This window comes from Aquimarina sp. (genome assembly GCF_977115655.1).
The window spans coordinates 203,557-215,804 of the sequence record NZ_CDSBKO010000001.1 but is presented as its reverse complement, the minus strand read 5'-3'; the positions used below and the strand labels follow the sequence as shown (position 1 = coordinate 215,804).

Genomic DNA, 12,248 nt, shown 5'->3' with positions numbered 1-12,248 from the left:
TATCGAAAAGCCTGTTGAAGGGGCAGGAAGTGATTGCTCTTGATGGACAAGTATCATGAATATAAAAGAAACCTAAGAACCTGAATTCAAAAAGTGAAATGTAAGCTTTCTGAAAAATCAAAGTATTGTGGAGAACAAAAAAAGGCTGCCCAAACACTTCTTGGACAGCCTCTTTAATTTTAAAATTCTACGTGCTTATTTTATCGGCACAATCTGTTACTTGCGTTGCTGTACATTCTTCCTACAGCTATTTCATCATATCTGGATACGCTTCTGGCATTAAATACAATAGAAGGATTTGACCCTGCAGTCATAATAGAATTACGATCCACATTTGGTGTTCCGGGAACTTGTGTTACACCAGAGTACCCTCCATCTGTAGAATGAACAAGCCCAATATTATGACCTATCTCATGAGCTAATATATTTCCCCATTCTGTAGCTGTTACAGGTCGCCCTTGATAAGGTTCATCCAGATTTAGCAGAATTCGACCGCCTTCTATTCCATTAGTAGGAAACTCTCCCAGGCCCCAACCGCCTATTTCACCACGTCTTGCTAAACGAACAACAATATCAGGACTACTACTCACAGAAATCAAACGTAAAGTTGTCCCGTTAACGCTGTTCCATAAATCCAAACCTCGTTGAAAACCTCTTCCGGCAGCGTTATTTCCTAGGTTATTTTGAATTCGAATATTTCCTGCTCTGTTACAATTAACAATACCATAAAAAGCTTGTTTAGAAAGAACTTCTTCTTGAAGAGCTTCATTAGTAACAAAAATATCTCCTCCAACAATATATCCTCCTTCACTGGTTGTTACAGGAATCTGATGGGTATCAAAGCCCATTTGTTTAAGTTTGGATAAGATTTCAGGAGATACATCCTTTTGTAGAACTGTTGTAGTTTCAGGTTGAACGTTGTTTTCAACTTCGTCTGTACATTGTACTGTGCTCATGGCTAATAAGCCAAGAACAAAAATTTTCATAATTTTCATATTTTGTAAGTTTAAGTTTGTGTTACTTAAATGTAATTATAAATTGTATGTCAGTATGTTAAATGTTTCTTATTTAATTTTTAAAATAAGAATACGATAGAGATGGCTTAGAATTAAATAAGATATATATTCATTTTATATCCTAATATGGATACAGAAAACTTTATTTTAGCCTTTATTTTCAAAAAAGAATCATTTTAAAGATTATCTAATCTGTGTTTAAATCCAACCATTTATTATTTATTATCCCTGCTTTAATCTGGGGGTCTACATGGTATATTATTAAATACCAACTTGGTACGGTAGATCCAATAGTTTCTGTGTCATACAGATTTGGATTGGCAGGTATTTTATTACTAGGATATTCTAAAGTTAGAAAACTCCCTTTATCCTTTACAAAAGAGCAGCATTTTTTTATTGCATTACAAGGCATATTATTGTTTGGTACTAATTATTGGTTGGTATACATTTCAGAACTGTATTTAAGTAGTGGTCTGGTTGCAGTAGCATTCTCTACATTAATTTTTTTAAATATCTTTTTTGGAGCTTTATTTTTAGGAGATAAAATCAAAAAAAAAATTATAATCGGGGCAGTTTTTGGTCTTCTGGGAACCATTTTAATATATCAATCCGAATTTAGAAGAATTAATTTTACTACAGATCAAATTAAAGGATTATTGTTTTGTATTGCCTCTATTACTTTTGCATCTCTGGGAAACATTACCTCGTCACACAACCAACGTAAATTTAAGCTTCCTGTTGTTCAAACCAATGGCTTTGGGATGGTTTACGGATCTGTTGCTATGCTACTTATAGCAATACTTACAGGTAAACAGATTACTATAGACACCTCTATGTCCTATATTTTTTCACTAGGATATTTAACTGTTTTTGGATCTATTATTGCATTTACAGGATATCTTACCTTAATAGGCAGGGTTGGAGCAAGTAAAGCTGCCTATACGATAGTTATCATTCCTGTAATAGCATTAACTATTTCAACTATTTTTGAAGGATATTCTCCAGATATTTATGCATTTATCGGGATGGCGCTTATTATTTTCGGAAATGTTTTGGCATTAAAAAATAAGAAATAAACACCAGCGATACCTCAAATTACTTTTTTTTACACTATTAATGTACCATTTATGCTTAAAAACAAGTGTGTTACAATAAAAAGATGTAGTTTCGCGCCTGCAATAAAAAACCCTGATTATGAAGCGCATAAAAGAGTATAAAAAGTTATTTTCTGTAGAAAAAGAAATCGATCTTAAAATTTTAAAAAAAAGCTACAGAGATTTAGTAAAAGAATGGCATCCGGATAAATTTCAAGATGGAGATCCGCAAAAAGAAGCAGCAGAAATAAAAAGCAGACAAATAATAGATGGATATCATTTTTTGGTAAGTATTGCTCCAGAAACTAAAGCAGCAAATCTGGAAGAATATATCATTACCACTTCAGAATCTGGTATTGCAGATTACCATCATAAAGGGATGCTATTAGAAATTTCGTTTTTAGATGGAAATACATACGAATATTTTGGTGTTCCAAAAACGGTATATATAAAAATGGTTAATTCAGACAAGTTAAACAGATTTGCTAAAAGAAACATTTTTAATACCTATTTATATAGAAAATCAAAAAAGACATTGCAAGAAGCATAGAGTTAACCTATTCTTTTTTAGTTCTTTTATTGTCAAAGAGCATTCATTTTTGTTCAAAACTACTTTATGTCGAAACATTTTTCAGAATTAGGTATAACAACACCTATACAAAAAGCATTAGCTGATTTAAATATTAATATTCCAACAGATATTCAAAAAAAGGCTATTCCTGTTTTATTAAATCAGAAAGAAGACTTTGTTGGTTTGGCAAAAACAGGAACAGGTAAAACAGCTGCTTTTGGATTGCCGTTATTGCAATTAATTGATATAGAGAAAACTTCGATTCAGGTAGTTATTGTTGCTCCAACTAGAGAGTTAGGGCAACAAATTTATACTAACCTATTGTCTTTTGCTATATATACACCTAAAATATCTATTGCTTCTATTTGTGGAGGAACGCCTATTAAACCACAAATAGAGCTTTTAACTAAGACAACTCATATTGTTGTAGCAACCCCGGGACGCTTAATAGATTTAATAAAAAGAAATGCCATTTCTATTAAAGATGCGCAATATTTGGTATTGGATGAAGCAGACGAAATGGTAACTTCATTAAAAGATGGTTTAGACGAAATTGTAAAAGAACTCCCAAAAAAGAGAAGAACTATTTTGTTTACTGCCACAATGCCTGGTACTATTAAGCAACTTATCCAGAATTACATGTCAAAGCATGTAGTACAGGTAGAGTCTGAAATGGAAACAGTTGGTCATCAAGGAATTGACCATCAGTATGTGGTAGTTGAACCAATAGAAAAGTTAGATGTCTTAATGCATTTTTTAACGTTACATGAAGGTAAGCAAGGTATTATTTTTTGTAAAACAAAAGCTGCAGTAAATAAATTAGCAAAAAACTTAGCCATTCATAAATTTTCCTCAGGAGCAATTCACGGTAGTTTATCGCAACCAATCCGGGATAGAATTATGGAGCAGTTTAGAGAAAGCCATATAAAAATATTGGTTGCAACAGATCTGGCAGCCAGAGGTATTGATGTAAAAGAAATAGCTTATGTAGTAAATTATCATTTACCTGATCTTTATGAAACTTATGTACATAGAAGTGGAAGAACAGCCAGGGCAGGAGCAAAAGGATTATCTTTAACCGTAGTGCAAAAAGAAGAAGAATATGAAATAGCTGATTTCGAAAATGAATTAGGAATAAAATTTCATAAATATCAAAAAGCAGATACGCAAAGTATTGAAGATAACAATACACTATTGTGGGCAAAAAAAGTATTTAAAACAAAACCTAACAGAGAGATTTCTTCAGAATTAAAAGATAAAATATATACCATCTTCCATCATCTTACTAAAGAGGAATTGATAGATAAGATTTTAGCCAATCATTTAGAGCAGAACAAAAAAAGTATTCTTTCTATAGAAGAAAAACAATTACCAAAAAGAAGAAAACGTTAGTTTGTTAAAACACAACTTATGGCCAATACAATCAGATCACAAGTAGAAATTCTTCAAAAACTTAATATCCATGAGTTGAATCCTATGCAAAAGGAGGCTATTCCGGTAATAAAAAACAAACCAAATATCATTTTGCTTTCTCCTACAGGTACAGGAAAAACACTGGCATTTTTATTACCAATTATAGATCTTTTAGATGCGGATTGTAATGAAATTCAGGTATTGATTTTGGTACCTTCAAGAGAGCTTGCAATACAAATTGAACAAGTGGCACGTAATATGGGCTCTGGATATAAAATAAATGCTGTTTATGGTGGCAGAGCAACATCAAAAGATAAAATAGAATTAAAACATACACCTGCTATTCTTATTGGTACTCCGGGTAGAGTAGCAGATCATTTAAGACAAGAACGATTTTCTACAGCAAATATAAAAACGTTGGTACTGGATGAGTTTGATAAATCTCTGGAAGTTGGGTTTGAAGAAGAAATGAAAAACATAACATATCTGCTTCCAAACCTGTCTAAACGTATATTGACTTCGGCAACACAAGGAGTTAAGATTCCCGGATTTGTAAAACTAGAACAACCAACAATTATAAATTATATAAAAGAAGAAGATTCTAAATTGGTGTATAAAATGGTAGTTTCTCCTACAAAAGATAAATTAGGGAGTTTATTAAAGATTCTAAATCATATTGGTAACGACCCAGGAATTATATTTTGCAATTTAAAAAAAGATATCCAGGAGGTAAGCTCTTTTTTGGATCACAATAAAATTAACCATGGTACTTTTCATGGCGATATGGAGCAAAAGGATAGGGAGCGATCTTTGATTAAGTTCAGAAACGGAACACATCAAATACTACTCGCTACAGATTTGGCAGCAAGAGGAATTGACATTGCGGAGTTAAAATTTATTATCCATTATCAGCTTCCGTATTCTAAAGAAGAATTTACGCACAGAAATGGCAGAACTGCCAGAGTAAACAAAGAAGGAACAGCTTATATAGTAAAGTGGGAAGAAGAACCTGTACAGGATTTCATTCCAGAAGCAGATTTGGCAGATGTCACGACAAAAGTGACACATAAAAAGCAGTACTGGGAAACTTTATTTATTTCCGGAGGAAGAAAGGACAAAATATCTAAAGGAGATATTGCAGGTCTATTTTTAAAACAAGGTAATCTAACCAAAAAACAACTGGGTATCATAGAGTTAAAACAAGATTGCGCCTTTGTTGCAGTTCCCTTTACCATGGCAAAAGAGCTGGCAGGTGCTCTTAACAATAGTAGGTTAAAAAAAAAGAAAGTAAGAATTACTATTCTTTAAAACAGAAAAAAAGACGAAGCTATACTTATGGCATCATATTTGCTATTCAAATAGTAATATTTACATTAAAATTATAAAGATGAGTAAAGGAACAGTAAAATTCTTCAACGATGCCAAAGGTTTTGGTTTTATTACAGAAGAAGGTTCAAACAAAGAGTATTTTGTTCACATTTCTGGATTAATAGATGAAGTTCGTGAAGGCGATGAAGTTGAATTTGATCTTACAGAAGGTAAAAAAGGATTAAACGCAGTAGACGTAAAAGTTATCTAACATATACGCTTAAAACTTTGTATCAAAGCCTATCCGAATACGGATAGGCTTTTTTGTTTTCTATATCTTTTGTAGTCGGGGATGACTGAATAAAAATTGCATAACCCTGCCATACCGAAATATAATTATACCATTTTAACTTTGAAATAGTGCGTATAGAAATTGAATTTATTTTTTAAGTATTCAAGGCAAAAAGCTTGTGCCAGACTTGATCTGGTATCAAGCATAGCTGTAGTTACGGTTATATTTTTTAAGGAAGAGTATATGAAAAAGAAATAATTTATTAGTGCTATTTCAAAATTAAAATGGTATTACACTTATATTTTTAAACAAAGAACAGATAAATAATAATAATTTATTAGTGCAGGTTTATGGTTAAAGTGGCACTACTACGGTTTTTACAAATACTTTTTAATCAGGGTATTAAAGTAGTTTTTATAATGGATTCACATATATAAATTATTCTCTGTAAAAGATCTTTACATCTTTATTATAACAACCCAAAATTTATTCTTTTCAATAAAACCAGCTCTTCAACCTAGGGCTGATTCTATTTTGTACGTCCTAAATAGTATACATATTATCATTTTATTAATTAATAATTTAAGTTTATGAAAATTAAATACTATTACGTTTTAGTATGCTTTTTATTAAGCGCAATATCCTTTTCTCAAGAAATGGAAATAAAAGGAAACGTTTCTACCAAAGATGGCCCTTTGCCGGGAGCATCTGTTACAGTTAGGGGATTATCCACAGGGGCTCAAACCGATTTTGATGGTAACTTCTCTCTTAAAGCAGATAGTAATGCAACTCTTGTAATTTCTTATGTGGGGTTTAAGGCTCAGGAGATTAAAGCAAATACAAAGGTAATAAATATTGTTTTGACCGAAGATGCTGCTCAATTAGAAGAGGTCATTGTTGTAGCTTATGGTACTGCAAGCAAGGCATCTTTTACAGGATCTGTAAATCAAATTAATGCAGCAGATATTTTAGAAAGGCCATTAACTAATGTTCTTACCGCATTAGATGGCGCTGCTCCCGGAGTTAGGATCACACCTGCCAACGGACAACCAGGGTCGAGTCCCAGTATTAGAATCAGGGGGGTTGGTTCTGTAAATGCATCCAGTAGCCCTTTGATTATTGTAGATGGGGTAGAGTTTGTGGGTAGTTTTTCTAGTATTAACCCTAATGATATTGCTAATTTATCTGTTCTTAAAGATGCAGCTTCTACCTCATTATATGGTAGTAGGGCCGCAAACGGAGTTGTTTTAATTACTACCCAAAAGGGTAAAAAAGGAAAAGACACTTTTACTTTAGATTTTAGCCAGGGGGTTAGTACCAGAGGGGTTCAAGAATATGAAAGAGTTAATGCCTCACAATATTATACCTTAATGTGGGAAGCGCTAAGAAATGGGTTTTCTGTTTCGGGAACTACCCCGGTAGACGAAGCTAATCAAATGGCTAGTGATATGATTTTTGATAATCTGGGAGTAAATCCTTTTAATGTTCCAAACGATCAAATTGTTCTTACAGATGGAAGCATTAATCCTTCTGCCCGGTTATTATATGCAGAAGATTTAGACTGGCAAGAACCGCTGGTTCGAACAGGTTTTAGATCTAATCTGAACTTCTCGTATAGCGGAGGAAATGAAAGAACAGATTATTTTGCCTCTATAGGGTATCTAACAGAAGAAGGGTATATTATTAAATCTGATTTTGAAAGAATTACAGGACGTATTAACATAAATAGCCAACTAAAACATTGGTTTAAAACAGGAGTTAACATGTCTGTAGCAACAAGTACATCTAATAATGCTGCAGATGGTGGTAGTAATAGCATTGTAAACCCATTTAGAACAACAAGACAAATAGCACCTATCTATCCGGTTTTTCTGCACAATCCAACAACAGGGGCTTATTTATTAGATGATACAGGTAATAGAATATACGACAGTAGCACTGCCAGGGTTGGTAGCTCTAGTGGTAGAAACGTAATTCAGGAAACTATATTAAATGTAGATTCCGATAAAATACTCACTTTTAATGCACGAACCTATGGTGAAGTTACTTTTTTAAAAGATTTCACTTTTACATTTAATGCAGCTCTGGATAAAAGATTTTTCAATACCGAAGGGTTTGACAACCCGGTTGTTGGTGATGGTTCCCCGGGTGGCAGAGCAGAGCGGGATGCTATAGTAAACACAACAATAAACTACAATCAATTACTAAAATATAATAAAACATTTGACAATCATACCATAGGTGTTTTGTTTGGGCATGAAAATTTTGAAACAGAACGTAATTTTTTAACAGGGTTTAGATCCGGCATAATAGCAGACGGTAATACAGAACTTATAAACTTTACAACAACCCTGGATTTAGAATCTAATACCAGAAGATTAACAAGAGAAGGATATTTTAGCAATCTAACCTATGATTATGACAATAAATACTATGTATCGCTTTCTGCCAGAAGAGATGCTTCTTCACGATTTAGCAAAGATGCCAGGTGGGGTAACTTTTTTGCTGTAGGGGCTTCCTGGAGAATCGATCAGGAAAGTTTTATGAGGGATATAGATTGGTTGACCAATCTTAAATTAAGAGCATCTTATGGCGAGGTAGGTAACGATGATATACTTAGAAGTGATAATAACACGATTAGTGATTTTTATGCAAGTCAGGCATTACTAAGTTTAGGATTTAATAACGGTGCCGAAGGAGGAATTCTATCTTCTGCATTAGGGAACCCAAATTTATCATGGGAAACCAATATTCAAACAGATGTAGCAGTAGAGTTTGGGTTTCTTAATAATAGAATATCGGGTACCGTAGAGTATTATAACAGAGATTCTAAAGACCTACTTTTTTATGTGCCATTACCAGTTTCTGCAGGTTTAGATGACTTTCCCGATAATATAGGTAGTATGACTAATAGAGGGCTAGAAGTAGATTTAAACTTAGGTATTCTTGATTTTAAGAATTTTGGCTGGAAATTAAATATAAATGCTGCAACCTTAAGTAATGAAATTACAGAACTACCCCAAAAAGAAATAATAGATGGTACCAAAAAATTAGTTGTTGGCGGAGACATTTTTGCCTATTGGTTAAGAGATTGGTATGGTGTAGACCCAACAGATGGATCCGGTCTTTATGTTTTGGATACAGAACTAGGTGCTATAGGGGATGATGACGTTAGAACTGCTGCAGACGGAACCGTAGTCACTACCAATCATAGCAAAGCATTATTTGATTTTGTTGGCTCTGCTACCCCAGATGTTTTTGGAGCTTTCTCTAGTGATTTTAGATATAAAAATGTAGAGTTGGGAGTAACTTTTACCTACCAGATAGGTGGGCAAACGTATGATTCTGCCTATAGTACATTACTGCATTCTGGCGAGTATGGAACAGCTTTACACAGTGATATTGTTAATCGTTGGCAACAACCGGGCGATATAACAGATGTTCCAAGACTGGATGTAAACCAAACAAGTACCTTTGGTGCTCAATCCGACAGATGGCTGGTTAAGTCTGATTATCTTGCTTTTAGACAAGTTAATTTAGCATATAAGTTTAATCCAGAATTGACCAATAAACTTGGGTTAAGTGCAGCACGAATCTATATGAGTGGCGAAAATTTATTTTTAATAAATAAAAGGAAAGGTCTGGAATCCGGGCAGAATTTTAACGGAACTACTTCTAACAGATTTACCCCGTCCAGAATTATAACTTTAGGATTTAACGTAACATTTTAAAAAGTATAGATAATGAAAACATATAATAAATTTATATTATGGGTACTAACAATAGTAAGTATTGTTTTTAGTTCTTGCGAAAAAGAGTATTTAGAAGAATTACCTACAGAAGATGTATCTATTGAAACTGCTACTGCTACTACAAATAATTTATTTTTAGTAATAAACGGTATTCATAGATCTTTATATATACGATATCAGAATAATCAAGGACGAAGTGGAATAGGAGCATTAATGTTACAGAATGAATCTTTAGGTGAAGATTATGTAATGACGGCAAATGCAAATAACTGGTTTATTAATACCTATAAATGGTTGGACCATACCAATACAAATGATCCAGATAACTTATTTCCGTACAGAACCTATTATCGAATAATTAGAAATGCAAATATTGTTATTAATGGAGCTGACCAAGCTGTAGGACCAGTGCCAGAAAGAAAAGCAGCTCTGGGACAGGCGTTAATATACAGGGCTTGGGCACATTTTCAATTAGTACAACTATATGGTATACGATATCAATCCGGGATAGTTAATTCTCAATTGGGGGTTCCTATTCGCTTAACAACAGGTTCAGAACCATTAGCCAGAGCAAGTGTCGAAGATGTTTATGCGCAGGTAAATAAAGATCTGGATGAAGCAATTATCGCTTTAGAAGAATACTCCAGACCAAATAAATCACACTTGGATAAAAGTATAGCACAAGGTCTTAAAGCAAGAGTAGCACTAGTGCAAGGAAATTATGTGGCAGCTGCTCAATTTGCAGAAACAGCAAGAGCTGGATATACTTTAATGTCCTCTAATGATTATTTTAATAATTTTAGTGACCTTAAAAATAATGAGTGGATGTGGGGAAGTACTATTCAAGAAGATCAAACAGATTTTTTTGGAAATTATGGAGCATTCATCTCTAGAAATTATAGCTCTTCAAATATTAGAGGAAATCCTAAAGCTATAAATAGTACTCTATACAATGCAATACCAGCAACAGATATCCGTAAATCACTATTTGATCCTACAGGATTACATGCTACATTACCACCCGGGATAGAAATATCAGACAGACATGCACGTAAACCATATACCAGTCAAAAATTTCTTTCTGTTAGTACGGGGGATAGTAGGATGGATGTGCCATACATGAGAGTATCAGAAATGTATTTGATCGAAGCCGAATCAAAAGCCCGTTTAAACGATCCAACCGCAGCAACAATTCTTCATGAGTATGCAGTCGTAAGAGATCCTGCATACACATTATCCACTAATACCGGTACAGATTTAATAGAGGAGATTTTATTACAAAGAAGATGGGAGTTATGGGGAGAAGGTTTTAGATTTTATGATTTAAAACGTATGAACTTACCTTTAAATAGAAACGGAGCCAATCATATTGGATCTTTGGCAGTTATTTTTGATGTACCTGCTGGGGATAACAGATGGCAATTTTTGATACCACAAGATGCATTAGATGCAAATCCATTATTAGAACCAAATCCTCTGTAAGAACAGGGTAGGTATAACATCTTTTAATATAATAATTCAGAATATGAAAAACAGTATAAAAATCAATATAAAATCTTGGATAGGAGTAAGCATATTAGCTTTTTTAACACTCTGGTCTTGCGATAGAGAAGATGATATTTCATCTGGTTCTGTGCTACCATTAACGATTAAAAGTATTACACCAACAAGCGGAATTGTAGGGGCTAGTATTATTATAAATGGTACTAATTTTAGTGAAATTCCCGAAAACAATTTAGTTAGTTTTAATGGGGTTACTGCTACCGTTACCAGTTCAAATAAAAATTCGATTACAGCCAAAGTACCGGTAAATGCAATATCAGGAAATATTAGTGTTACAGTAAATAATGAAGAAGCTCCCGGGCCAATTTTTACAGTCACTTTACCACCACCAACAATAACCTCTGTAACTCCTAACAAAGGAGCAGCAGGAAGAGTTATCGTTATTGAAGGTACTAATTTTAGTCCTTTAACAGAGGATAATAAATTAACAATTAATGGTTTTGAAGCAGTTATTACCGCAGTTACTTCTACAAAAATCACCGCTACAGTACCACTAGATGCTCCTGTTGGTACTAATGCTATTGTACTAACAGTACAAGGAGTGTCGGTAACTGGCCCTGACTTTACCGTTCCACCGGCAGTTACAATCATAATTCCTATTGATGAGGAAGAAGGGGACGTAGAAGAAGCCGAAAACGGAGAAATGGGGCTTACCAGTAGTGATTTGGAACTAGGAGAATATGATACTTTTAATACTCCTGGCGGGGTAGATTTTGGGCTACAAAAAATTGGGCTTAGATTTAATAATATAACAGTACCGCCAGGAGCAATCATAGCTACTGTAAATATACAGTTTACTTGTGATGCAACAGGAGCAAATCCCGTAGAACTAACCATTTATGGAGAAAATACAGGAAATGCCACACAGTACACCACAACAAATTTTGATGTAAGTAATAGAGTAAAAACCACTGCAAGTACAATTTGGGAAATACCCGAATGGAAAACTGTAGGAGATAAATTACCAGAACAAAAAACGATTAATCTTGCCAGTATAGTACAAGAAATCGTAGATAGACCAGACTGGGCATCGGGTAATAGTATAAACTTTATTATGGAGCATAGTGGCCCTAGTATAGGGGTAACCAGCAGTACAGGTGGAAGGGAAGCTGAAACTTTTGGTAGTGGTCAGCAACCAGAATTAATAATTACGTACCTGGAATAAATAATTAAAATTCTTTAGAGTTGCTTTATTTGAATTTTAAACAGCGGTAATGCTATATAGTATTATCGCTGTTT

General features: G+C 33.8%; 9 protein-coding genes. 8 read left to right on the top strand and 1 reads right to left on the bottom strand.

Translation table 11 applies throughout. The annotated features are described in order from the left end of the window. Window positions 1-200: 200 nt before the first annotated feature. A complete protein-coding gene (locus tag ACZIYX_RS00930; protein WP_462680306.1) occupies window positions 201-986 on the bottom strand; it encodes a reprolysin-like metallopeptidase in 786 nt (261 codons plus the stop codon). Window positions 987-1,210: 224 nt separating this feature from the next. Between ACZIYX_RS00930 and ACZIYX_RS00925 the strand changes: the two genes are divergently transcribed. From ACZIYX_RS00925 to ACZIYX_RS00890, 8 genes are all read left to right on the top strand, one after another. Then, the gene (locus ACZIYX_RS00925; RefSeq protein WP_462680305.1) at window positions 1,211-2,092 is read left to right on the top strand and encodes a DMT family transporter; all 882 of its coding nucleotides are present in this window, start codon (window positions 1,211-1,213) and stop codon (window positions 2,090-2,092) included. A 118-nt stretch (window positions 2,093-2,210) separates the two neighbouring features. Then, entirely contained in the window at window positions 2,211-2,660 is a 450-nt protein-coding gene (locus ACZIYX_RS00920) for a KTSC domain-containing protein (RefSeq protein WP_462680304.1), read from the top strand. A 66-nt stretch (window positions 2,661-2,726) separates the two neighbouring features. Further along, window positions 2,727-4,073, top strand: a complete 1,347-nt coding sequence (locus ACZIYX_RS00915; RefSeq protein ID WP_462680303.1) for a DEAD/DEAH box helicase — start codon at window positions 2,727-2,729, stop codon at window positions 4,071-4,073. 18 nt (window positions 4,074-4,091) lie between these two features. Beyond that, window positions 4,092-5,402 carry a DEAD/DEAH box helicase gene (locus ACZIYX_RS00910; protein ID WP_462680302.1) on the top strand — a complete coding sequence of 437 codons (1,311 nt, stop codon included), beginning with the start codon at window positions 4,092-4,094 and terminating at the stop codon, window positions 5,400-5,402. Between the two features lie 79 nt (window positions 5,403-5,481). Continuing rightward, window positions 5,482-5,673 carry a cold-shock protein gene (locus ACZIYX_RS00905; RefSeq protein WP_027412855.1) on the top strand — a complete coding sequence of 64 codons (192 nt, stop codon included), beginning with the start codon at window positions 5,482-5,484 and terminating at the stop codon, window positions 5,671-5,673. A gap of 611 nt (window positions 5,674-6,284) precedes the next feature. Further along, the gene (locus tag ACZIYX_RS00900; protein ID WP_462680301.1) at window positions 6,285-9,425 is read left to right on the top strand and encodes a SusC/RagA family TonB-linked outer membrane protein; all 3,141 of its coding nucleotides are present in this window, start codon (window positions 6,285-6,287) and stop codon (window positions 9,423-9,425) included. 12 nt (window positions 9,426-9,437) lie between these two features. Then, window positions 9,438-10,928, top strand: coding sequence for a RagB/SusD family nutrient uptake outer membrane protein (locus tag ACZIYX_RS00895; RefSeq protein ID WP_462680300.1), 1,491 nt, complete (start codon window positions 9,438-9,440; stop codon window positions 10,926-10,928). Between the two features lie 43 nt (window positions 10,929-10,971). Next, a complete protein-coding gene (locus ACZIYX_RS00890; protein WP_462680299.1) occupies window positions 10,972-12,174 on the top strand; it encodes an IPT/TIG domain-containing protein in 1,203 nt (400 codons plus the stop codon). Window positions 12,175-12,248 lie beyond the last annotated feature (74 nt).

Coding starts and splice junctions, on each gene's coding strand:
- ACZIYX_RS00930 (WP_462680306.1), bottom strand. CDS start 986: ATGAAAATTTTTGTTCTTGGCTTATTAGCCATGAGCACAGTACAATGT.
- ACZIYX_RS00920 (WP_462680304.1), top strand. CDS start 2,211: ATGAAGCGCATAAAAGAGTATAAAAAGTTATTTTCTGTAGAAAAAGAA.
- ACZIYX_RS00915 (WP_462680303.1), top strand. CDS start 2,727: ATGTCGAAACATTTTTCAGAATTAGGTATAACAACACCTATACAAAAA.
- ACZIYX_RS00910 (WP_462680302.1), top strand. CDS start 4,092: ATGGCCAATACAATCAGATCACAAGTAGAAATTCTTCAAAAACTTAAT.
- ACZIYX_RS00905 (WP_027412855.1), top strand. CDS start 5,482: ATGAGTAAAGGAACAGTAAAATTCTTCAACGATGCCAAAGGTTTTGGT.
- ACZIYX_RS00900 (WP_462680301.1), top strand. CDS start 6,285: ATGAAAATTAAATACTATTACGTTTTAGTATGCTTTTTATTAAGCGCA.
- ACZIYX_RS00895 (WP_462680300.1), top strand. CDS start 9,438: ATGAAAACATATAATAAATTTATATTATGGGTACTAACAATAGTAAGT.
- ACZIYX_RS00890 (WP_462680299.1), top strand. CDS start 10,972: ATGAAAAACAGTATAAAAATCAATATAAAATCTTGGATAGGAGTAAGC.